At 34.8% G+C, this 24,950-nt stretch carries 18 protein-coding genes; 5 read left to right on the top strand and 13 right to left on the bottom strand.

What is annotated here, in order from left to right; genetic code table 11:
• Positions 1–20 precede the first annotated feature (20 nt).
• The 6 genes from KO527_RS12630 to KO527_RS12655 form a co-directional block, all read right to left on the bottom strand.
• Positions 21–2,015, bottom strand: a complete 1,995-nt coding sequence (locus KO527_RS12630; protein WP_216040657.1) for a methyl-accepting chemotaxis protein — start codon at positions 2,013–2,015, stop codon at positions 21–23.
• Between the two features lie 143 nt (positions 2,016–2,158).
• On the bottom strand, positions 2,159–2,560 hold the full coding sequence (locus KO527_RS12635; protein WP_042143911.1) for a thioesterase family protein: 402 nt from the start codon (positions 2,558–2,560) through the stop codon (positions 2,159–2,161).
• 39 nt (positions 2,561–2,599) lie between these two features.
• The gene (oleD, locus tag KO527_RS12640) at positions 2,600–3,667 is read right to left on the bottom strand and encodes a 2-alkyl-3-oxoalkanoate reductase (RefSeq protein WP_216040658.1); all 1,068 of its coding nucleotides are present in this window, start codon (positions 3,665–3,667) and stop codon (positions 2,600–2,602) included.
• Between the two features lie 3 nt (positions 3,668–3,670).
• Positions 3,671–5,359, bottom strand: coding sequence for an olefin beta-lactone synthetase (gene oleC / locus KO527_RS12645; protein ID WP_252733683.1), 1,689 nt, complete (start codon positions 5,357–5,359; stop codon positions 3,671–3,673).
• Between the two features lie 5 nt (positions 5,360–5,364).
• Positions 5,365–6,243: an alpha/beta fold hydrolase gene (locus KO527_RS12650; RefSeq protein ID WP_216040659.1), complete on the bottom strand. Its 879-nt coding sequence runs from the start codon at positions 6,241–6,243 to the stop codon at positions 5,365–5,367.
• Positions 6,237–7,286 (bottom strand): 3-oxoacyl-ACP synthase III, encoded by a 1,050-nt coding sequence (locus KO527_RS12655; protein WP_216040660.1) that lies wholly within the window; start codon positions 7,284–7,286, stop codon positions 6,237–6,239. The genes KO527_RS12650 and KO527_RS12655 overlap by 7 nt, the downstream gene beginning before the upstream one ends.
• 241 nt (positions 7,287–7,527) lie before the next feature.
• On the opposite strand from KO527_RS12655, the gene KO527_RS12660 reads away from it, so the two are divergent.
• Positions 7,528–8,232 (top strand): transporter substrate-binding domain-containing protein, encoded by a 705-nt coding sequence (locus KO527_RS12660; RefSeq protein ID WP_216040661.1) that lies wholly within the window; start codon positions 7,528–7,530, stop codon positions 8,230–8,232.
• A 1-nt stretch (position 8,233) separates the two neighbouring features.
• Here the strand turns inward: KO527_RS12660 and KO527_RS12665 are convergent, their stop codons facing one another.
• The 5 genes from KO527_RS12665 to KO527_RS12685 all read right to left on the bottom strand — a co-directional run bounded on the left by KO527_RS12665 (position 8,234) and on the right by KO527_RS12685 (position 19,527).
• The gene (locus KO527_RS12665) at positions 8,234–8,605 is read right to left on the bottom strand and encodes an ankyrin repeat domain-containing protein (protein WP_216040662.1); all 372 of its coding nucleotides are present in this window, start codon (positions 8,603–8,605) and stop codon (positions 8,234–8,236) included.
• Between the two features lie 127 nt (positions 8,606–8,732).
• On the bottom strand, positions 8,733–10,616 hold the full coding sequence (gene recD, locus KO527_RS12670) for an exodeoxyribonuclease V subunit alpha (RefSeq protein ID WP_216040663.1): 1,884 nt from the start codon (positions 10,614–10,616) through the stop codon (positions 8,733–8,735).
• Positions 10,610–14,317, bottom strand: a complete 3,708-nt coding sequence (gene recB / locus KO527_RS12675) for an exodeoxyribonuclease V subunit beta (protein WP_216040686.1) — start codon at positions 14,315–14,317, stop codon at positions 10,610–10,612. The genes recD and recB overlap by 7 nt, the downstream gene beginning before the upstream one ends.
• A 5-nt stretch (positions 14,318–14,322) precedes the next feature.
• On the bottom strand, positions 14,323–17,724 hold the full coding sequence (gene recC, locus KO527_RS12680) for an exodeoxyribonuclease V subunit gamma (protein WP_216040664.1): 3,402 nt from the start codon (positions 17,722–17,724) through the stop codon (positions 14,323–14,325).
• 159 nt (positions 17,725–17,883) lie between these two features.
• On the bottom strand, positions 17,884–19,527 hold the full coding sequence (locus KO527_RS12685; protein WP_216040665.1) for a response regulator: 1,644 nt from the start codon (positions 19,525–19,527) through the stop codon (positions 17,884–17,886).
• Between the two features lie 227 nt (positions 19,528–19,754).
• On the opposite strand from KO527_RS12685, the gene KO527_RS12690 reads away from it, so the two are divergent.
• Positions 19,755–20,468 carry a Sir2 family NAD-dependent protein deacetylase gene (locus tag KO527_RS12690; RefSeq protein WP_216040666.1) on the top strand — a complete coding sequence of 238 codons (714 nt, stop codon included), beginning with the start codon at positions 19,755–19,757 and terminating at the stop codon, positions 20,466–20,468.
• Here the strand turns inward: KO527_RS12690 and KO527_RS12695 are convergent.
• Complete coding sequence (locus tag KO527_RS12695; RefSeq protein WP_216040667.1) at positions 20,458–21,285, bottom strand: SDR family NAD(P)-dependent oxidoreductase; 828 nt, start codon at positions 21,283–21,285, stop codon at positions 20,458–20,460. The two genes, KO527_RS12690 and KO527_RS12695, sit on opposite strands and share 11 nt — an antisense overlap.
• A 115-nt stretch (positions 21,286–21,400) precedes the next feature.
• Here KO527_RS12695 and KO527_RS12700 point away from each other — a divergent pair, with 115 nt between their 5' ends.
• The 3 genes from KO527_RS12700 to KO527_RS12710 all read left to right on the top strand — a co-directional run bounded on the left by KO527_RS12700 (position 21,401) and on the right by KO527_RS12710 (position 23,043).
• Entirely contained in the window at positions 21,401–22,159 is a 759-nt protein-coding gene (locus tag KO527_RS12700) for a M48 family metalloprotease (RefSeq protein ID WP_216040668.1), read from the top strand.
• Between the two features lie 83 nt (positions 22,160–22,242).
• Positions 22,243–22,497 (top strand): hypothetical protein, encoded by a 255-nt coding sequence (locus tag KO527_RS12705; RefSeq protein WP_216040669.1) that lies wholly within the window; start codon positions 22,243–22,245, stop codon positions 22,495–22,497.
• Positions 22,498–22,575: 78 nt separating this feature from the next.
• Positions 22,576–23,043, top strand: coding sequence for a hypothetical protein (locus KO527_RS12710; RefSeq protein ID WP_216040670.1), 468 nt, complete (start codon positions 22,576–22,578; stop codon positions 23,041–23,043).
• Positions 23,044–23,246: 203 nt separating this feature from the next.
• Here KO527_RS12710 and KO527_RS12715 read toward each other — a convergent pair whose 3' ends face one another.
• Complete coding sequence (locus KO527_RS12715; protein ID WP_216040671.1) at positions 23,247–24,869, bottom strand: peptide MFS transporter; 1,623 nt, start codon at positions 24,867–24,869, stop codon at positions 23,247–23,249.
• Positions 24,870–24,950 lie beyond the last annotated feature (81 nt).

The following is a 24,950-nucleotide window of genomic DNA, read 5'->3' on the forward strand; positions in this document are numbered from 1 at the left end:
AATAAAATAAATAAAAAAACCTAACACCTAAACTTACTTGACAGAAGTGACAAATTAGACGCCAGACCAGTTTGTTCTCGCCCAGCAGCTGCGATTTGTGAGCCACTTGTCGCGTTTTGAGTTGATAAGTCACTAATAGTGTTTATATTAGCAGCCATTTCGCTCGCTACCGCCACTTGCTCTTCAGTCGCTGTTGCTATTTGTGTACTCATATCTGTTATTGAGGTCGCAGCATTTTTAATATCATTAAGTTTATTTGCCATTTTTGTGGTTTGCTCAACAGCTAAAGCAACTTCATTTGAACACTTTGAAATAGAACTTGAAACACTGCCTGCATCTTGTTGAAATTGACCTACTATGTTTTCGATCTCAGAAGTTGATTCTTGTGTACGTTGCGCTAAAGTACGTACTTCATCTGCAACTACAGCAAACCCTCTGCCTTGCTCCCCCGCTCTTGCTGCCTCAATAGCAGCATTTAGCGCTAAAAGATTGGTTTGTTCAGCAACACTTTTAATAACTTCAACTACTGAGTTAATATTACTGCTGCTTTTTTGTAGTTGTGAAATTAGCGCATTAGCTTGTGCCATTTCATTAGAGAGCTTTTCCATTTCTTGACGTGTATGAGTAATATCAACAACACTCTCATCAACCGACTTATCAACATTAACAACCAAGTTCGCCGTTTGTGAAGTATTACTGGCGACCTCTTGTACTGATGCGGACATTTCTTCAATTGCGGTTGCAACTAATTGTGTTTCACCCTGCTGTCTTTCTAAGTTATGCATATTTTGTTCTGTTGTTGTTGATGTCTCTTCAGAACTTGCTGCTAATAAAGTGCTACTTTGCTCTATATCTTTAACTGCATTTTGGAATTTTTCTAACATTTTATTGATATTAACTGCTGCCGAACCTAATTCATCAGAACTTGTTATATTAATTTTAAGTGTTAAATCATTATTTTTTTCAACTTCAGTTATTGTTTTTGAAATTGACATAACTTGAACTGTAATAATGCGACCAATCAATATCGCTAGAACAACAATCAACAAAAGTAATATGGCTATGGCGCATGATGTAATTAATAAAGAGGTAAAAGTTGATTGTGATAGCTTATTTGTCACTTCAATTAAATTATTCGCGATTGCATCTTCAATATGCTTTAATTGATTAATGCGTCCTGTTGCTTTTTTGAACCACTCTTGACTATCAACTGCAAAGTTACCTTCACTTATTTTTTCTAAAACTAACGATCTCTTTTGCGCTACATATTTCACAGAGCCATGATTTAAGGCATTTTTGTAAATATTTAATATATGTTTATCTGCTATCTTCTCAAAAGTTGAAAAATATGAATCTTGCTTTGCTTTTAACGATAAGAATTTAGTCAAACTCTGGTTATTAAATTTATCATGTGTAAAAACATTACTCATGATGGCACGTTCAATACCCGCTCTTTCTTTTCCTTCTAGGAAAATATAATAAGCATTTAACTGATTTGCGACATAGCCATTAGTCGATTTTTTCGCTATAGAAGCAGTTATGCCAATTAGTTTTTCGTGGATTTGTGTGTAATATTTTATCGCCTGTGCTGGCGCGATTGAAAATCTATCTACCTGTGAACGTATATGAGATAATTGAGTCAGCTCATTTTCAATTTGGCTTTGTGTATTTAGTATTTCTGAATCGTTAATATGATCATTATTTATTTTTAAATATTGGTCACGTTCATATTTTATCTGATCAGTTAGCCGTCTTTGATTACTTAATACATCTGAAAATCGTTTTCCTTTTGAACCTAAAAAACCCGCTGTAGCCCCTCTTTCTTTTTGCATTTCATGCACTAGCGCACTATTAAATGTACTTAAAACGGTAAGGTTGTTTATTTGTTGTGCGCTAGTATTGGTTTTAAAGTCAGAACTAACTCTTAATATTCCTAATGTTAATAACCCTATAATTGCAGGAACAATTAAAATAAGTATTTTGGCTTTAAAATGTAAACTTCTAAGATATTGCATTAATCTTCCTTAAATAATACACAAAACTCTATTGAGCATTATTTACTTTAGGAGCAAAATCGGGATTATAAAGCGCGTTTACATTTTAGCAGCCTAATTTAAGTATAATTAAAGAAGATGTTGATCTACATCAAATTTAACAGCTACAAAGCTGATAGAGGGGTTAAAATTTCTTCAGGTATTGGCTGTAAGCGTTTGTCCTTGTCTAAACATACCATTTCGATATCACCTATCACGGCTGGCTTTTTAGCGCCCGGTCGCCATACTTCTTGACGCCATAATGTTTTGTATTTACCTTCAAATTCAAAACTGGTTCTAATATCACATACTTCAGCAAACTCAACACCATCTTGAAAGATCATATTTGCTTTATATACAGCAAATCCAAGCCCTTTTTCATTCCACAGTTTTGCTAACTTATCACTATCTATTACATGTTCTCTTGCTCGCTCAAAATACTTTAAAAAGTTTGGGTGATATACCACACCTGAGTGATCTGTATCTTCATAATAAATTTGTACTGGGTGATGAAAGATTTCGCTCATTTGAATAATAACTCTTGTAATTTTAGAGGTTAAATGGGGTTAACTATGTTTTTCTAATGACTTTTTAAGACGCAACATACCTTCATCTATTGATATTAAAGGGCTGTAGCCTAAGTCATTTTTAATTGAATTTATATTAAAGTAATGACTTGTTGATAACTGTCTAGCAACAAAACGCGTCATGATAGGTTCATTTTTTTTACCAAGTAATAAATAGGTTTTTTCAAGCACTGTACCAACACAATAGGCAACTGAAGAAGGTACACGTTTGGTCACATGGGGTAAACTGACACATGATAATATTTTATTGAGCATGCTCGCCATTGTAATAGGCTGATCATTGCTAACAAAATAAGCCTTACCTAAACATACTTTATTGTCATCTAACATATTTACAGCTGCTAAAATATGGGCGTAAGCGGCATTATCGACATAAACCGTATCTACTAACTTATCTTGTTTCCCTACTAGCTTTAATCGTCCTGCTGTAGCACGCTCAATGACTCTTGGCACCAAATGTGGATCGTTAGGTCCCCAAATCAGATGTGGTCTAATGGCGATTGTTTTTAGTTGCTCACTATTCGCTTTAATAATCAATTGCTCGGCAATCGCTTTAGATTCACCGTAATAGTTTAAAAACTTTTTTGCATACGGATAGCTTTCATCAATACCTGCTTCATCCTCTCCAGAAAAAGTGACACTGGGCGTACTGGTATACACTAAATTTTGAATATTTAATTGTGAACAGGCATCAATAATATTTTTTACCCCCTCAACATTAGGATTAAAGTAATCTGACTTACTGCCCCAAACACCTGCTTTTGAAGCAACATGAAAAACTAAATCACAGCCTTTCATCGCATCAAGCAATTGTGCTTTAGATGCGATATCGCCTTTGATCATAGTAACGCCCAATTTCTGTAAATTAGGGTAATCTGAGCGTGCAAAGCCTGTCACTTTTATGCCTGCAGAGCATAAAAACCTACAAATTACTTCACCTAAAAACCCACCAGCTCCCGTCACAAAAATGTGAGAAACTTTGCCTTTTAATGCGTTTAGCGCTGTTACTAATTTTTCATCTTGCGGATATATGTGCTCATTTATCATTATTTAGTTCTTTTTATTTTGTGCCCATACAGCCAGTTTTTCTCTGAATATTTTCGCATTATGGCGAATATCTACTGGGAAATCTGGATGTATTAAAAAGTTAGATATATTCTGGGTTTGGTCAAATTTAGCACCTATTTCTTTTAACTCATCAAATAAAACGCTTTTAGATATTTTATATCCTTTATTCAGCTCTATACATAAAACAGGTTTTATGACGCTATTATTTGAAACTCCAACTAAGGCTGTGCGTTTTACGGCTTTATGAGTATTAAATATTCGCTCACACGGTATAGAAAATAAAACTTCTGCATCTGTTTCGACTCTATGCGCTTTACGACCACACATCCAAAGTAAACCTTGATTATCTAAATAGCCTAAATCACCCATTCTGTGGCGAACAATTTTGTCATCTTGAATTTTAGCTGATTTAGTTGCGCATTCACGCTCATAATATGCCGAACTTACCATAGGGCCTTTTACAACAATTTCACCTATCTGATTTGCTTGTAGTAATAAATCAGTATTAACTACTGTGCCCCAATCTTGAATATTGTCTTCTGTAATTTTAATTATATCTACGACAACACCTTCTACGGGTTTACCAACACAAATACCACCGCCATTGTCGGTAACCTTTGTAGTTTTGAGTAAAGCTTCACTGCCAATTTTAGTTAAGGGCAAAGATTCTGTCGCGCCATAGGAATTAAGCACTTCAACATTGTTATTAAGCATTTTACTAAACGTTTTAATTGACGCTAAAGTTGCAGGTGCACCCGCTGATATAACCCGTTTTAGGCTTGTTAATTTATGATTATTTTGCTCGCCAGCCTGACCTAATAAGTCAATCAATGCGGGATTGGCAAATAAATTACTACATTGATATTTTTCAATCGCAGAAAATATATATTTTGGATTTGCGCTAATTGGTTTACTTGCATCCATGTCTGGCACAATTGATGCCATGCCTAAAGCAGGACCAAACAATGAAAATAATGGAAAAGTTGCTAAATCTCGCTCACCCGGTTTTATTTTATAATCATTTTTAAGCGCGGTGATCTGAGCTTCAAACATTTTATGACTATAAACCACACCTTTTGGCACTCCTGTACTGCCGCTAGTAAATAAAATAGCTGACATATCATCATCAGCCAAAGTCACCATTGGATATTCGTTATTAGATGGATACTTTATAACTAAGCGATTTAACGTCATTTGACCTGCTAGTCCAGATAACAGTTCATTTCCACCTACAGTTAAAACATATTTAACTGTACTTTTACCCCAAGAGAATAATTTCCGGGCGATATGTGCTTTGGGTATGCCAATAAATGCATCAGGTTTTGATTCAATAAAACATTGTTTAAGGTTTTTTACGCCCATGCCTGGATCTACCAGTATCGGAACAATTCCCGCTTTAAATAATGCAAAAGTAAGTGCAAAAAAATCTATGCTAGGCGTGACCATCAAAACGGCTTTCATACCTTGTTTTATGCCATAACCATTTAAAGCATGTGCAATAGCGTCACTTTTTTCATTTAAGGTTTTAAAGTCTATCTCATCATAGGTTAGCTTTGATAAATGACTTTTTTGAACAGCAACAGCTAAATTTGAAGGTGTTTGAATTGCGGCACTTTTTAAGTGCCGACAAAGGTTTGCTTTGTTTAAATCTGGCTCTTTAAACATATTCATTAATTTTATTTTTCGTTTATAAAGTTTGTCACTAGCGGCACGACTTCACTACTGGCATCTTCTAGAATATAATGGCCACAGTCTGTAAACTCATGTACTTTTGCATTAGGTAACTCTTGCTTCCATTGTGCTAAGAAGTGTTTATCAAAAACAAAGTCTTGTGAGCCCCAACAAATCATACTTGGTAACGCTTTAAAGTTATCTAGAGCAGCAGTGATTTGTGAAACCAATTCGTAATTTCTATCACCAGGTTTTAAAGGAATATCTTGAACAAACCTTAAAGTCGAAATTCGGTTTTTCCAAGAATTAAAAGGCGCAACATAGGCCTCTCTGATCTCTTTTGCCATAGGCTGACGTTTTACGCCAACGTATGATGCGATAGATGAAAACGCATTAAAACCACGTACAAGCGCAGTGCCTAATAAGGTATTTCGGCAGATCCACAATGCCCACGGGAAAGGTTTAGCTTCAGGTAAATGAAATGCACCTGTATTTAAGATCACTAATTTTTTAATCCGTTCAGGATATCGCGCCGCATAACCCATGCCTATCATGCCACCCCAATCATGTACAACTAAGGTGATATTGGCATTAACATCTAAATGTTCAAGTAGCGCTTCTAAATCATCGATACGTTGTTTTAGGGTGTAATCGTAATCTTTATCACCTGGTTTATCAGATAAACCACAACCAATATGATCAGGCACGATACATTGATGGCTTGCGCTTAACGATGATACTAAATTACGATAATAAAAAGACCAACTTGGATTACCATGAACCATAACTACTGGCTCGCCCTGACCTTCATTTACATAATGGTACTTTTGGCCATTACGATCTAAATAATTTGTTTTAAAAGGAGAAAGTGATTCCATTACCATTTCAGACCTAACATCATACAATTTAATCCACTACCTATACCTAAAAAGCTGACATTATCGCCTTTTTTCAAAAAGCCATCATCGTGTGCCATTGCAGCAGTAACAGGTAAAGAAACAGTTCCCATATTACCGAGCAACTTAAAAGTCGGAAATTCTTTTTCTGGGGGAATATTTAAAGCGGTTAATACTTGCTTTTGGTTTGCTGCACCTACCTGATGACAAATCACCTTATCAACTTGTTCTATCATCCAATCTCGTTGCTGTAAAAAATGCGACCAAGTATCTTTCGCTAAAGAAACACCTTCTTTTAATAAGGTAACAGCATCAGTGCGCATAAATTCGCGGTATAATTGTGGCCCGACTTCTTTTAAGCCCCATTGACATAAATTATTATGCTCTGGCGCTGATAAGTGACTCGCACCTAATAACTGATGGTTTCGATCTGTTTTTAAATCAAATGAACCATCTGTAATAAGCACAGCCACAGCACCTGAACCACCGGTTAAAGTCGCTAATGATTGTGCGTAATTTTGCATTGTAGGCTCTGACAACATATCTTCTATTGTGACATCAACGATGTGGCGAGCAGATTCACACGATACAACTAAACCAGCTTTAATTTGGCCCAGTTCAATGCGATTTGCAATATCTAAAATACCAGATAAAACACCTAAACACGCATTGCTAATATCATAAATAGCAGTGTCTTTAGAGACACCTAATTTTGCCGCAATACGACATGCTGTAGCAGGCTCATGTTGGTCGCGACACACACCGGTGTAAACAACTGCGCCTAAATCGTCAACAGATATGTCAGTTTCAGCGATTGCTTTTTCTGCAGCTGTAATTGCACCATCTGATAACTGATGCCCTTTTGGCCACCAACGACGCTCTTCTATACCGGTTAATGCAGCAAGTTGCCCCATAGGAATACGATATTTTTGATATAAAGGAGCTAAACGAGATTCAAGTACAGAGCTTGATACCACATGTGGTGCTAGCTCATAGGCTAAACTATTAATAAAGACGCGGGTATATTTCATGAAACGGTATATTTTTCTCTTATTCTTTATAAAAAGCGCGGTATATTATAAACCAAAAAACTGCTTTTATTTTTTTAGACCGCCATTTGACCAAGAAAAGCGTCATGATTCAACTAAAACCTTTTTTATTGTACACAAAATACCCTCTTTGATTGTTTGATAGGCTATTCTAAAATATATAGATAAAAATCTAGATTTATACATGAAACTTCTTTTGTGTTTGCTGTTGTTGCTATTATCAATGACTACTTTTTCTGATGAAAGCATCAGAGTAATTACCGAGCACCTACCACCCTATCAAATTGTTGAAAACCACACACTAGTAGGCGGAACTTCTTTAGAGATAATGTATCATGTATTACAGCGTGCGGGTTATCCAAAATCTATTGAAGTATTACCTTGGGCAAGGGCTTATCATATCGCTTTAAATGAAAAGAATGTTGTGATTTTTTCTATGACACGTAGTTCTGACAGAGAAAGCTTATTTCAATGGATTGGCTCACTCAGGCAATTAAACTATTATTTTTATTCTTTAAAAACCAATACGCATATTCAATTAACTGCCACTAACGAAGCTTTAAAATATAAAGCCGTTGCAGTTAGAAATAGCTTTGAAGCCCAAACACTTATAAAACAGGGGTTCATTCCTGATAAAAATTTAATTTTAACATCAAATTACTTGAATGCTTGGAATATATTATTAAAAGGGCGTGCTGATATTACTTTTGCTAATGCTTTAATAGGAGACGGTGTATATAAAATAATTTCGATGTCCACTAACCCTTTTGTAAAACAAGATTTTGTGGCTGAAAAAACAGAACTTTTTGTAGCCGCAAGCAAAAATACTTCTAAAGCAATTATCTTAAAATTACAAACAGCACTTGAATCAATCAAACAAGACGGTACTTTTGACCATGTATTATCAAATAAAACACAATCGTTTTAATTTATCGTGCACCTTTTGATTTCAAATATTTAATCATTTTTGTTTGATTATGTGTTGTGGCTAACCTTAATGGCGTTGAATCTTTATTTGTGACTGGGTTAACTTTAGCACCATGTTTGATAAGCACTTTTGCGACATCAACATGACCTTTAAACGCAGCCCAATGTAATGGCGTTGCACCTTGTTTATTTTTACTATTTACATCTATGCCTTGCTTTATGAGTGCTTTAACTTGTTTTAAATCACCAATTTTAGCAGCATTATGTAATGGCGGCTCATCCCAAGGTTTTGGACCGCAAGAACAAATAGAAATTATCGATAAAAACAAGCATATTTTAAATAGTGCTTTTTTAAATCTAAATTGATTTATCACTGACTTCTCCTTTTTCTATTTATTTAAAAGGTTAGTCATATTCTTATTTAATACCAATTATCAAATTAAAACGGGCTAAACATTTATGTTTAACCCGTTTTTCTATCGTTAACTTGATATAGTAATTTTATACCAATCTTTGATATAAACCTGAGCTACGAGATACAGTCTTTTTCATGGCATCAAGTAGCATAGGACGCTGCACTATCATATCTAACTTGTTTTTTGCACGTGTAATGCCTGTATATACTAACTGTCTATTAATACCCGCACTGGCATCTTGTAATGGCGGTAATACCAAAGCTGTATGTGAAAACTCAGAGCCTTGCGATTTATGTATGGTCATTACATATACTTTTTCATGCGCGGGTAACCTTGCTGGGAAAAAGTCACGGATTTGACCATCATCGCTGATAAACATGGCTTTTAAAACGTGTTTATCATCTAACATCAAAATACCTATATCACCGTTAAATAAGCCAAGTTGATAATCATTTTGGCTGATCATAATAGGTAAACCAACATAGTGGCGACTTTGACTCATAGTGATATTGATCAAACGTCTTTTTGATAAGGTTTGTTCTATTTTGTCATTGAGTTCATTAACACCGTATGGGCCTTTTCTAACCGCTGCTAATAATTGATATTGGGAAAAAGCATGATGCACCTGCCCCACAGATGCGCCATTTTTTATCAAAGTTAAATATTCACTATAAGCGTCAGCGGCTCGGTTGATCATCGCTTGTCTATATTGCGGCTCATAAAAAGTGATATCGTCAAATAAGCCTTGAGTTTTTTGATAATCTATTTTTGCTAATAAGTTAGGGTTATTTTCATTAACTGCTTTAGCTAATTGTCCCACACCACTGTTTTCATTAAACCTGTGACTTTTTTGCAAGAAAGCTAAGCTATCGGTTAAAGCAAAACGCCCTTGGCTATTTGGTTGTTGGTCGCCTAAGCCCAAAGATAACAATCTGCTTTGTGAATAATTAGGTGTCACACCTAAAGCTAAATCTTGGCATAAATCAGATAAAATATTGCCCGTATCAACAGATGTTAATTGGTCTTTATCACCTAGTAAAATCAGCCTAGCATGTTTAGGCAGTGCCTCTATCAATTTAACCATTAATGCTAAATCGACCATTGATGCTTCATCAACAATTAATAAATCAAGGTGTAATAAATTATCTTTATGATGTCTAAACTTATTAGATTGTGGGATCACACCTAATAATCTATGTATTGTTTGTGCTTTTTCTGGGATCAGCGCTTTTAATCCATCAGATATATCCGTAATTTTATTTTTTGCACCTGAAATTGATTCAGTTAAACGCGCGGCGGCTTTGCCTGTTGGTGCAACTAACTTAATTGTTAATGGTGCACTTTGATATAAAGATTGTAATACAGCTAATAATTTAGTGACCGTTGTTGTTTTACCAGTACCGGGTCCACCGGTAATAATACAAAAGGCACTTTGCAAAGCCACTGAACAGGCTACTTTTTGCCAATCAACTTGTGCATTTTGTGATGGGAAAAATGTATCTAATAAAGTTTGAAGTTTATCGTTATCAAGATTAATTTTTTTTTCTGTCAAGGCTAACAATCTATTAGCTAATATTGTTTCGTATTCATCATAACGAGCAAAATAAAGTTTATCGCCAATTAATCTTAAAGGTTCATTATCGCCAACACTCATATGGTTTTGAATAGTCAATGCCAAAGTATTGAGATCATTAAAAGGTGTCAGCGATTCACTTTCAATAGCAGATAACGGCTGTGGTGCATCAGATATAAGCCTGTTCTTTAAGCCAAAAGGATTTGTCCAATTAACTGTATTTAAATCTAAACAAGTATGTTGTCTACTATTGGCTATGCTTAGCAATAAAATGAGATAAAACATTTCGCTTACTTGACAATCTTCATCTAAATTTACTTGTTCGTTTGTGAGCAGTTTTGCTAATTCAATATCTAATTGAGATATTTTTTCGTTCTCTATTAATCGTTTTAGCATGTTGTATGACCTTCAAACTGTAATTTATCGCTATTTAAATTAAACATGGCATCTAATTCTAAAATGATATCTGTTGTAATTTTTTTATAGAAAATGCCCTTTCCTGATGGCATGCCACGTAAAAATACATAATAGATACCGCCTAAATGTGTATTAATATCGTAATTAGGCAACCTTTGCTTTAACAATCTGTGTAACGCCACGCTATATAATAAATACTGCAAATGATAATGATGAGATGCCATCACTTGTTGCATATTTTCATCACTGTAATCATCTGCGTTTTCACCTAAATGATTTGATTTATAATCTAAAATGAAATACCGACCATTATGTTCAAATATTAAATCTATAAAACCTTTTAACATGCCCTGAATTTTACCAAAGCTTATTGGGTGATATTCTTGCTCACTTACCGCTAACAATGCTTTATTTACGCCTTGCGCTGTTAATTTACCTAAAGGTAAATAAAACTCCATTTCAATTAAACATTGCTCAGGCGTTAATGAGCCTAAAGCAAGCCCTTGTGTCGATTCATTTTGTTCCAGTGAACATTCAAGCACCTGTTCTACCCAATTAACAGTCACATCATGCCAAGTATCATCATCAATACCATATTTGGTTAATTGTTCAGTAACCACATTTGAAAGGTTTTTATCGCTATCTGTTGGGTGCTCATTTGGTGATTGAAAATCTATTTCTTCAAAAATTCCATGTAAACAGCTACCTGGTTTTGCGCCTTTTGGAAAACTAAATACATCAAGCGCGGGTTCTTCTTCAATGGTATTCCAATCAAGCTCATGACTTTCATCTTCAAATCCTGGGGTAATATCATCTTCTATATGATTATCGCTTTGATGAGATTGATTGTAAGTTAAACCACTAAAACTGGTAATGCGCCAATCGCGCTCTATGTAGCCGTTAAAGACTTTTACAGCTTGCTCGCAAGTATCTGTTTGAATTTCAGGCTCAGCATTATTCGCATAATTAACTCCGACCCCTTTTTCATCTTCATCAAGTTCTATAAAGTTCATCGACATATCAGAATTATTTTCAACAAATTGCGCAAGTACTTGATGCCAATCATCAGCGGTTTCTATTTGGCTATTGGCAAATAATAAATAGCCTAATGCGGTATGTTGAATGCCAGATTTTGAACGGCTTTTACCTTCAGCTAAGTTATATAAACCTAAACAGCAGTAATGAACCGCACGCGTTAATGCAACATACAATAAACGTAAGTCTTCTGCTAAGCGCTCTTTTTCTGCGACAACTAAGTTGTCTTCATTTGATTCTAAATCATAAATCAGATTATTTTTATCATCGTGAAATACCGCTTCACTCGCTGCGCGATAACTAGCTGCAAATGGTATATAAACTAACGGATATTCTAAACCTTTAGATGCATGCATAGTGACAATTTTAACTAATGTGGCATCACTTTCTAATCTCAGCTGTGTGCTGTCAGTATCATGTTGGCTCACTTTTTCGTTAAACCAACGGATCAGACGCATGTTGCCCTCAAGCTCTAGCTGCTTTTGCTGCAAGAGTTCTGATAAATGCCTAAAGTCGGTTAACCAACGCTCCACAGGATAGCCTAGAGCTTGCCATAAACCCGCTAAGTTATTCGTTTTAAGTAATAACTCCAGCATGGCCATAGCACCTTTGTTTTGCCAAGTTTCTAGCAATAATGCAAATAGCTCTAAAAAATCTTGCCAGCTCTTAGCTGTACTATGTGTATTTGCATCATCATTAATGTGAGCTGCTTGTTGGTTTTGCGTTAACTCAAAAATTTGCTGATAGTTAAGACCAAAAAGCGGACCTGCTAATACACCACGATATAAAGCTTCATCATATCCACCATGTAACGCAGTTAAAAAATTCAACAAATGTTCACTCAGTTGTGAACTAAAGATACTGTCTCTTGCTAAATAAACACTAGAGATGTCACGCTTTGACAGTGCCGTTTTAATGGCATGCGCTTCTCTGCGGTCTCTCACTAACACACTGATATCAGCAGCTTCAATAGGTTTATCACCAATGCGCGCTTTGCCTTGTGCCGATAAATTTAAAAGATGAGATATTTTATCTGCAAAAGCACTCGCCAATGCTTTTTGACCATTGGCTTTGCTTGTTACTTTTTCATCAGATTTGAAAATGCTAAATTCAAATGGGCTAAAATCTTCATCTTCGATGATCAAAGATTTATCTGCTGATTTTCCTTGTGCTGCCACTTCAACAAATGGAATGCTTTTATTATAAATAAAGCTATTGGCATTATTACTAAATAAAGTATTGATATTGTCTACAATGGAAGTCGCTGAACGGTAATTCTTTTTAAGGGTAAATTGTCGAGGCTCATCAACCGCATTTTTAGCGCCTATATAGGTAAATATATCAGCGCCTCTAAAACCATAAATTGCTTGTTTCGGATCGCCTATCATTGTCAATGCCGAAGTATCGTTACCGTCATTTAAGGTACTAGGCTGAGAAAATATGGTATTAAAAATACCGTATTGGATTGGATCGGTATCTTGAAACTCATCTATCATAGCCACGGGGTAACAGCCTGCTATTTTTTTAGCTAACGCCTCACCTGATTGTGAAGTCAGTGCTTTATGTAAATAAATGAGTAAATCATCTGGACTTATAATGCCTTGGTCTTGTTTTTTGGTTATAAGTGCCTGCTTTATCCAATTAGCCGCCTTAGTCGCGATTGCAATGGGTAAGCCCTGCTTAATTTGTTTTTCTAGCTCAGCGAGCTTTGTAAATAAAGGCAATAATGCATGATCAAAAACTGCTGCTCCTTTTTTATAAATTTTAGGATCTGACAATCGTTCTTGCGTCCAAAGTTCAAAACCTTGTTTTTTACTGCCTATTGCGAGATTTGTTTGATCGGACATACAAAAGTCACATAAAACATTTAAACTATTTTCTTTAACCGCTATATTGGTTTTTTTTATACCCGAAGCAAGAATATCAGTGGCAAAACTACTGGCTAAAAATGCCTTTTTAAAGTCTATCAATTGGCTGCCGTATTGCTCTTTTAGTTGCCATAACTGCTCAAGCTGATATTGCGGAATGATTTGTGCTGATTGCTTGCTTAAAATGCTATACACTTTTTTATAAAGCGATTCTGGTACGGGATAAATATCAAGCACAGCTTGAGTTTTTTCCATATTAAGTGGATATACAAAACCACGCCAAAAGTCTTTTAATGCTTCATTTAATAGCTCAGTTTGATCTAATACAAAGTCTAAATTAAATGCCACACCAGATTCAAAAGCATGTTGCTTTAACATACGCTGACAAAAACCATGAATCGTAAATATTGCAGCATCATCCATAGACTTTGCACCTGCATCTAATAATACAAACGCTTGTTTTCGCTGCGCTTCATCCATAGGTTCAATAATGGCATTAACAGCTTCATCATCACATTCTTCACCTAACAATGCATCACGAGCGACAATTAAACGATTTCGAACCCTATCTTTGATTTCTGAAGTTGCCGCTTCAGTAAATGTTACAACTAAGATTTGCTCTAAAGTAAGGGGCTCAGATTTAATACCCTCAATTTGTAAACCTAATAAATAACGCAGGTATAGTGCTGTTATTGTATAAGTTTTACCTGTACCAGCACTGGCTTCAATCAGGTTATGACCATCTAATGGCATCGTTATTGGATTTAATTCTTGCATTGCCATTAGTTTATTTCCTCTAATTGTTGGATCAGGGGTATTAATAAATCATCACTCAATTGTATAAATTCCTGCTGTACGTCATCTAAGTTTTTAAAGTTTAAACGAATATAAGGGTCTTCTGATTCACCTCTGCCGATATATTGACCACCAGAAAACTTTAACTTTGCTTTACCTATATCTTGTGTTTTTGCATATTCCAATGCACTTTGAGGAAAAAATGCCACTGGCTGTGTTAAAGATTTTGCATATAATGTAAACCAGCTTTTTAATAATTCATTAGCAGCATCAATACTCAAATGTGTAAATTGATATTGCTCATCTAAACCAATTATCAAGGTATCTAACTTATGGCCACTGGCATGGGCAGTTAAATGATAAAGCCAAGCTTTGATCAAATCTTTTGCTTTTACTGATGCTGGGCGATAAAACAGCTGTTTTGCAATTTGAGTATCTGAATTTACTTGGCTGACATTTTGAAGCCAACCAACTATAGTGCTTTGATTGGTACTGTGAATATCGCTGTGTGCTGTAGGCTGATACTCAGTTTCTAAAGTGCTAATAATCACATTAATATCTAAAGGATCATCACTTAATGTACAGTCATGACTTTGAATATTCAGCAACATTTGCGAAATACGCCCTTCAATTTTATCTAAGGTTAATTCACCTACATTGGCTAAAGGTAAATTACCCCTTTGTAAAATTTGATTTTGACTGGTATTTTCACCTTTAAGCGCTTTTGTTAAAAACTCATCTAAATAAAAATAACGTTCTAAATGATCTAAGCTAAAGGGTTCTTCATCTTTATTTATATCATCACCTTGAGGCAGCTTTAAAGCGAGGCTAGATTGATAAAAACGTTTTTGTGGTTGGCATAATGCGCTGATAAATGACTCTAATTCTATTTCACTCTCTGGCACAATATCTAAAGGTTTTGCATCACTGGCAAGTTGATAATCGTTTATCATCCAAGTGGGGTTATAACTTTGCTCGCTATTATGCTCATCCGCAGTTTTCAAATAATAGGCCTTATTAAAAGGCTGTAAATGATGTTGTTGTATTAGGTTATTTGGAAAGTCGCTATTTACTTGTTCACTATCAACCTCTAATTGATAAAAGCCTCGGTTGATATATTCAAGTAATTCACTAACTAACGTAGAGGGTACACGCTCGGTATTATCAAAACATGAACGACCAATATAGCTGATATATAAATGCTCCCTTGCGCTTAATAAAGCTTCTAAAAATAGATAACGATCATCTAATTTACGGGATCTGTCGCCTTTTTGACGACGGCTTTGCGGTAATAAATCAAACCCCATAGGTTGTAAACTGCGAGGATAATCCGCATCATTGAGACCTAACATGCAAACAACTTTAAAAGGCACTGAACGCATAGGCATTAAAGTACAGAAATTAATTTTGCCAATTAAAAACCTTTGCCCCACACCTTTTTCTTTTAAGCCTTGTTTAACAAGATAACACATGACTTTTTGAGAGATATCACCTTGATAATCTTTATTCTCAAAGTGGCTTTTGATGCTGGTCATCAGGTTTTCTAATACCATTAAATCCCAACTTTGATCTGATTGGGTGTCGTAAAACTCAACTATCATTTGCTCTAAAATAAGCGTTTTATCAAATAAGCTGCCATCTATCATAAGGAGATTTTTATACTTTATTAACTTATCAAAGAAGGTGAGCAATTTTCCTAAGGTATTGGCAGCCATGCCTTCAACATGATCAGCAGCATAAATATCATTAAATGGCGTACTTTCATCTCGTTGTACAACACCTAATAGCAGTTTATTTAACCCTTGAACCCAAGTATTAAGCTCGATTGCACCTTGTTCAAACTCTGTTTTGTGATCGCCATTTAAGCCCCACTTGACACCAACCTTATCTAGCCAGTTACGTATTTGATCTAATTCACTTTCTTCAATCTTAAAATTATCTGCAATATGGCTTACTTGCAATAAATCTAAAATATCAGATACGCCAAAACGACTAAAAGGTAAATTTACTAATTGGTTAAAGCTGCTCAGTATTGGCTTTTCTTGCTCTATTGCTAAATCAGCTAGTCCATAAGGTATAAAGCGCTCATTAATAGCAGAGCCAAATACAGCTTCAATATAAGGGCTGTAACTAGCCACATCAGGCATCATCACTATGATATCTTTTGGTGATAGTGTTTTATCTTGTTCAAATAAATTTAATAGGTGGTCGTGTAATACTTCGACTTCACGAAGGGGTGTATGACAATCATTTAAATGTATGCTGTTATCTGTGCTATCTACATTTAGTTTGCCCTCGTCAGAGATAAACCAGTTTTTATCACTCGATAATGATTCGCCTTTAAAAGCCAGTTGATATATTTCTTGTTGGATCTGACTTAATAAGCTCGGACTAAAATCCTCTATAAAATAATCGTGCCAATTAGCTTCTAACTGCAAAAGTTGCTCTAAATAATCACGGCCTAATTTACCCCAAGATGACAGTAAAGGATTACCTACAAAGTAATAATCTTTACCTTGTGCTGCTAACGCAGGTTTCACACTATATTTCACTTCGATTTTTGCTAATGTTTTTTCATCAACTAAATCTCCCCAATAATGTTCACTTGGATTAAAGAAATATAAAAACACATCAATTTTAGCAGCCAGTGCGGCAAATACTTCAAGCTGTGCATTAGGTAGTGCAGAGATACCAAATATTGTTAATCGCTCTGGTAATAAAATTTTTAATTGCGCTTGGCTGGTATTTTCGAGCGCAGCCAATAAGGCTTCATGCATATTGCCACGGTGATAAGCACTTTGCTCTAAAGTTTCAATCGTATGGTTTACTAATCTACGCCAAAGTTCTGGTTGCCAAAGTACATTGCTTGTATCAACATCATCTAAAACATCTTCACCTTGTTGCCAAGTTTCTAACCAATTTGGGCGGTACATTAAATATTGATCGTAAACATCGGCTATTTTTTCGCACAACATAAATAACTTTTGCTGCTCAAAAGTTAATGTTTCATTATGAACTTGGCTTTCCAACTGGGCATCATTGGCTAAATAGCTTTTGAGAGATTCAAATAACGGCTCATTCAAATAGCTAGGTAAAATATCAAAGATTTTCCACGCCATATTATTTTTATTAAATGCGGACTCTGCAGGTACATCTGGCAGTAACTTTTGATACAAACGCCATATAAAACTTGATGGCAATGGAAAATCAACTTGTGCAACTATGCCTAACTCTTGTGCTAATCCTATTTTGATCCATTGAGACATACCAGGAGATTGCACTAGAATCGCTTCTTGAGAAAAAGGACTCGATAAAGGGTTTTCTTTAATCAAAGAATTAAGCTGAAATTGCAGGGCTTCTAATCGATTCGATTGAATTATGTGCAGCATGAAGTTGATGTTCCGTAAGCATTTTTATCTTATAAGCAGTGTAAGGCATATTTAATTCAAAGCTAATGTTTTTTGTTAAATATTGTCACTCAAGACCTGATAAAGGATAAATAAAATATTCTTAGATTTACCCTTTATAAATGGAACTCATAAATTATTTTATTCTTTACCTTTTTTCATTTTATTTAAAGCCATTACTTTCTTTTTGACACTTAATAATTGTTGAAAGTTTTCATTATCTCTTGGTACTTTTTCTAGCTGTAATAACAATTTACTAGCGCGAGTTAAATAGTTAATTTGTGTTTCATTTTCTTGGTAGGCTTTTATTAATGCTTCTATCAATGTGAGCTTAATACTTACGTGGTTGGGATAAATATTCAAAATAGCGGATAGATCTGTGATTGCGTCTTGGTAGTTATGATTATTGTAATAATTTACGCCTAATTGCTTCGCATCTTCAGTTACTTGCTTACCGTGCTTACTAAGTGGTTCTATTACAAATTGGTCTACTTGGAGCATTACGCAAGCCTGCTCTTCAAACCTTTCTACTATAGATAAAAGTAACAAATTTGACTTTTCTTCCATGTTTAGATGCGAGTAAGCTTTTGCTAATTCTAATTCAATTTCACCCGTCAAATTATCACCTAAGCTTTTACACAATGACTGAGCCACTTCTAGCTGTTTAGATGCGTTTAATTTATCTTTATTAGTATATGATAAACATGCTGACGCCAAAGACGTTAGTATATTGTTTTCAGTACTCTTAAAATCCCTATCAATATTTGATAACTCTCTCATCGCACTTTTTGTATGATTGTCTAAAGTAATCGTATCTTTGGGGTCTGAGTAATCAAAAACGGCTCTTACATATTCAAGCCCTTTATCTGGTGTATGATGTACGGAGTTTTTAGATAAACTTAATGATTTTTTAAAAGCATTTATTGCCTTGTCATAATCTGTATTTTGTTCACAAATATAGGCATACTCCTGCATTAAACTCAAAGATCGTGGCGAAGTTTCTATTGCTTTCTCTAAAGTGATTTTGGCCAATTCAAAATCACCTTGTGCCTTATAGTTTTTTGCCAACCATTCAAAACCGGGAATATATAAAGGGTTATCAGCTAATAATTTTTTAAATACATTCGTTGCTTTATCGAAGCATCGATATTGCATATAAACTTTACCTAAACCAATTGCTGCCCAAAAACAATTTTCAACATTGATATATTGCACACAAATTTCTTCTGTCGCAGCAAATTCCCCTAGTTCAAATAATTGTTTTGATTTTATCGCTAAACAATCATGTAAATATCGATTTTTTTCTTTAATTTTTGCATCACATAAAGTTAAGACTAACTCAGCGGATTGATGATCTAACGCTAAATATATTTGAGCCAGCTCTGCTTTTTTATCCATGGTTTGTAGTAATCTTCTGAGCAACTCTTTCGTTGTAAATGGCTTAGTTAAATAAGTATCAGGCTTATGCTCCATGGCACATAAAACCATTTCTTGGCTCGATTCAGCAGTGATCATCAAAACTGTACAAGTGCGTTTAATTAAACCATTAACCCTAAGCTCTTCAAGGGTTTGTTGACCATTCTTTTTGCCTTCACCTAAGTCATAACCTAAATAAATAATGTCATAATCATGTTCTTTACAGTTTTTAATCGCATCATAGCTATTTCTAACACTATCAACTTGACCTATGCCTAATGAAGCCGTCGCATTTTTAATTAAATCACGGAATACTTTGTAGCTTTCAATAATTAAAGCTTTTTTTGTTGCAAAACTTGTTTCTAACATCTTTGATTATTTACCATAGAATTCAAGCCATATAATAGATATTAAGTAATCTACTATGCTGTACTTTATTGTGTTTTAAAATCAGTTTTAGCCTAAACGCCATTATATTAAGAAGCAAGTTTTACCCATTTTATCTTTTAAATCCACTAACATTATTTACCTAAATATATTGTTAAGTCTAAAGATTATGTTTAGTGTGAGGTAACATAAATTTATTTCATTATAATATGGCAATTTTATATATCACTGGCGCCGGTGTAAGCGCACAAAGTGGCATCCCCACTTTTAGAGGCGAAGATGGCTTTTGGACCATAGGCAGTGAAAACTATACACCACAGCAAATGGCCACTCGTGCCATGTATCAGCATAATCCGCAAGAGTTTTTGAAATGGTATTATCATAGATTTGTTACATACAGACATCATGGTCCTAATGAAGTACATCACTGGTTAAGTGATAAGCAACTCATTACTCAAAATATTGATGGGCTAGATAGTAAAGCAGGTAATACTCATTATATTTCAATTCATGGTCGAATTAATGAAATGACACTATTTCATGAGCAAGGAGAACCCGTAAATCGTATTATCGCACCTTGGGATCAAGTAGATGAAACACAACTCACCAAATCATTATTAGACTTATTTAAAATAGGTAAACACGGTCCTAAATTGAATGAGTCTTTAAAACCTTATGTAATATTATTTGATGAATTTTATACTAAACTATATCAAATAAATAAAGCACAACAGCAAATGTTACAAGCTGAAAAAATCGTGTTTATCGGCACATCTTTTAGTGTCAATATCACGCAAATAGCCATTGAGACAGCAAGGCAGTACGATATTCCGATTGAAGTTGTTGACCCTGAACCTTGCCATATTTTACATTCAAATGTGACTTATCACAAAATGACAGCGAGTGAATATATCACTCATTAGCCTTATTTCTGTTTCGATATGCTTTTTTTGCTTTTCGCCCTTTTTTATATAAAATCGGGCGTAAAATACGTCTTAATCGCGGAAATAAGTAAGAAACTGTAGTTAAGTAACCACTAGATTTAGGTAGAGATACCTCTACAGCCTCACCGCTTGCTACGTTTATAATAGCGTCAGTTACTTGTTGAGCTGTACTCATAGGTTGTGAAAAAACGATATCCTCCACTTTATCAATTTCATCCATAATAAAACCTGTATCAATTGGACCTGGAGATACGAGTCCTATATTAATATTTGTTTCCTGAACTTCATCAGATAACGCATAAGTAAATGCACGTAGCCCAGCTTTTGTTGCGGAGTATGTCGCAGCCCCTTGTAATGGCGTACGCCCAGCAAGTGATCCAACATTAACTATAGCGCCACTATTCTTTTGTTTCATATAAGGCAAAACCAAACTAGATAAATATATAGGTGCAGTTAAGTTCACTTCAACCATGTTTGCCAAATCATCTGGCTTATTGGCAATAACGTTACCCCTAGCATGAAAACCAGCATTATTGATTAGTACATCTATAGAACCAAATTTGTTAATTACCTCATTAATCGCTTTATCACACTTATTAGAGTCAGTCACATTCATTGGAATTACTAAAACTTGTGTTGCTTTCTCTAATTCTGAAGCAATTTTATTTAACGCTTCTATATTTCTTGCAATCAAAACAAGGTTGGCACCTAATTTTGCAAAACTTCTGGCTGTTTGTGCACCCACACCTGCCGACGCACCGGTTATTAAAACTGTTTTATTACGAAATTGATTCATTGGTTAATTCTGTATGTAGGTCTTAAAGTTTAAACTAACATGAAGGTAATACTTAAATCATCTTAAAATCACAACAAAAAGAATTAGTTTCATCAACTGGGTTATTTCATTTACTATGGTGGCGATTATATTATCTGCTGTTGGCTATAAATATCATCAGTTAAAACAAGGCGGCGCTGTCATAGCCACACAATTAGGCGCTGAACTTGTGCCGCCAAATACATACCACCCTTTAGAAAAACAACTTATAAATATTGTAGAAGAAATCGCAATTGCAGCCCATACAACCGTACCACACGTTTATTTGCTTAAGCATCACTCTAATATTAATGCATTTGCAGCAGGTAACAATAGCAAAGATGCCATAATAGGTATCACGCGAGGCGCTTTAGAGAAATTAACACGAGATGAATTACAAGCTGTGGTTGCACATGAGTTTAGCCATATCGTAAATGGCGATATCCGGTTAAATAACAGGTTAACAGCCTGTATCTTTGGAATTAGTTTTATCGGTTTGATTGGTGAAGGTTTAATTAATCATGCTTTACATAACTCAAAAGGGCTTACTAGTAAAAATAATCCATTTGGTTTTACTGTTTTAATTGGTTTATTTTTAGTGATTTATGGTTTAATTGGCACCCTATTAGCCGATATGATTAAAGCTACCATTTGCAGACAACGTGAGTATTTAGCAGATGCAACTGCAACACAATTTAATCGTAACCCTCATGCCTTAGCCAGTGCTTTACAAGTAATAGCAGGATTAAAAACCAATAAAATAAAGCGACACTATCAACATCAATATAGTCATTTGTTTTTTACGTCAACCTCTCTACTTGGTTTAATTGGTTTTCCACTCACCCACCTTTATTAAGCAGAATAAAAAAATTAAACCCTAGATTTAATAATAAAATAGCTAAAAGAGAAAGGAGTAATTTTTATAATTATCAGGCTATGATGTTATCTGCTTCACGTGCACAATATGAACAAACTAAAGAGCAAATAATTGAAAGTAAAAATGTCACAATCAAGCCACTTATAAATGATGTGTCTAACGAGTTAATTGATATTGCACACGACCCAAAGCAAGTTATTGTATTGACTAATTTATTAATTTTAAGTGATGACTTTGAGCAAAGCACCAAACAACTCAAGTTGATTTCGAAAAGTGAATTAATTGATTTAAATACTTTGGATAAATGTGAAAATTGATTAGCGAGTGTCAGTCTAACAAATAAGTTTAAGTTGATTGAAATCGCAATCAGTGCCCTTCACTGTTTAAATAAAAATATGCAAAAGCAAACAACAGCGCTTTTACTTCAAGTTATAAATCTAGGAGATAAAAATCAAATTTCAGCTTGGGCTTTTTATGAATTATTAACTTATCAATTAGTAAAACCGAATAAAGTAAACTTTTTGAAATCACAAAAACAGTTATTAACCAGTTGGCGATATTTAATCAGTATTATGGCGCATTTTGGATCAGATAGCCTTGAACAGGCACAACTTGCTTATTCAAATACAGCATCAGCTTTTAAGGTAAAGCAACAATCCATTTTAAGTCTAAACGCATTAAATTTAAGTGAGGCTAAAATGCATTTAGATTACCTAGCTAAATTGCCAATCAAAAATAAAAATGCGTTATTACACGCTTTAGAGTTTTGTATAAAACATGATAAAACAATAACTGAAAACGAGACGATTCTTTTATATGTATTAAGTACACGGCTCGAACTTCCCAGCCTTATTATTGAATAATACTTCACCTTTTAATATCTCATTCACTATACTTACAGATGTATTATATTGTTAGGTGGATTCAATTTTGGAAGCTATCGTTGGCATAATTGCTTTATGCATTTTTACAGTTATCATGTATTTTTCAATGAAGATTTGGTCTCGATTTTTTAAAAAGCAACTACATCATTAATTGCTATAATTAACATTATTTTGAGGCCTAATTAGCGCACACCATGCATCGCGCGTTTTAATATAGGTGATAACAATAATAATAAAACACCTGAACCAATACCTACCCACATTAAAAATTCAAATAATTGGGTATAGGTTTTTGCGGCTTCAAAAACATTAACCTCAGCCCCATTAGTGTCTATCGCAGCAAGTTTGCCTAATCGCATCGCAACGACTTCAGACAGTGCCGTAGCCAAAAACCACACTCCCATAGATAATCCCACTACTCTATGTATTGCCAGTTTAGTCACAGCAGATAAACCAACTGGTGATAAACACAATTCTCCTGTTGTATGTATAAGATAAGCTAATACTAACCACCATAAGCTAATTTGACCTGCTTCATTTGGAAATTGAGCTCCTAATACTAAAACACCAAATCCAAGTCCTGCTTGAATGATCCCTAAAGCAAATTTAACAGGAATATTTGGGTTCAAATTATATTTATCAAGCTTCACCCACAAGGCCGCGAATGGCAGTGCTAATAAAATGATAAATCCAGCATTTAATGAGCCAAACTGACCTGCAGCAATTTCAATTCCTCCTAAGTTACGGTCGACAACGCGATCAGCAAATAAAGTCATAGAACCTGCAGCTTGTTCAAATAAAGCCCAAAACACAATAGTTGAACCTATTAATACCATAAGCACTATCATTTGCTGCATTTCTTCTTTAGTACCTTTTAGCACTGCGTAAGCAACGAGCCCTACACCAGAAACCAATAACAATAATTGCTGCGCCGCAAATACCATAGGTTCATGTTGTATTACCAACCAAAATACACTCAGACTCAAGATAGATACAATATAAATTAAATGCTCAGTAGTTATAAAACCAAAAAGCTTTTTATATAACACATCTGGATATTCAGGCTCTGCCAAGCCTTTTAAATATTTGCCACCTTTTATAAAAGTAAGTAAACCTATCAACATGCCAATTCCTGCTGCACCAAAGCCATAACCCCAACCATAAGCTTCACCTAAATACACACAAATAATTGTTGCAGCAAATGAACCTAAATTTATGCCCATATAAAAAATCGTAAAACCCGACTCTCTTCGAGGATCATCTTGTTCATATAATTGGCCAACTATGGTTGATATATTTGGTTTTAAAAAACCGACACCTACAACAATAAACGCTAAAGCAAGATAAAAAACATTGAGTGCTGCAAAGTCTTGTATTTTAATTGTTTGTGTTAAAATGGTACCTGCTAACATGATTGAGCCATCATTTAAGGTAATATCAGATTGTAATACAGTTCCTGCAGCATACTGCACAGCTTGATGCCCCTCTACAGCCATTAGCAAATGCCCTAAACATAATAATATCCCTCCAAACAATACCGCTTTGCGCATTCCTAAGTAACGATCAGCTAACATGCCGCCAATCACAGGTAATGCATAAACTAATCCTGCATATGCTCCTAAAATCTCTAAACCTTCACCATCCGAAAATAAATGATATTTAGTTACATATAAAAGCAATAGATACTTCATGCCATAAAATGAAAATCTTTCCCACAACTCAGTGGCAAAACAAACATATAGCCCCTTTGGGTGACCAAATAATTCATCTTCAGAGCTATTTGAAGTCGTTTCTGTTTCTGCCATAAATACTCCATGTACTTATATTTTAACAAATATAAATCTAGTATAGATATAACTATCCTCATTACACCAAGTAAGCTGATG

The sequence above is a fragment of the Pseudoalteromonas sp. C2R02 genome (assembly GCF_018860845.1).
GTDB lineage: Bacteria > Pseudomonadota > Gammaproteobacteria > Enterobacterales > Alteromonadaceae > Pseudoalteromonas.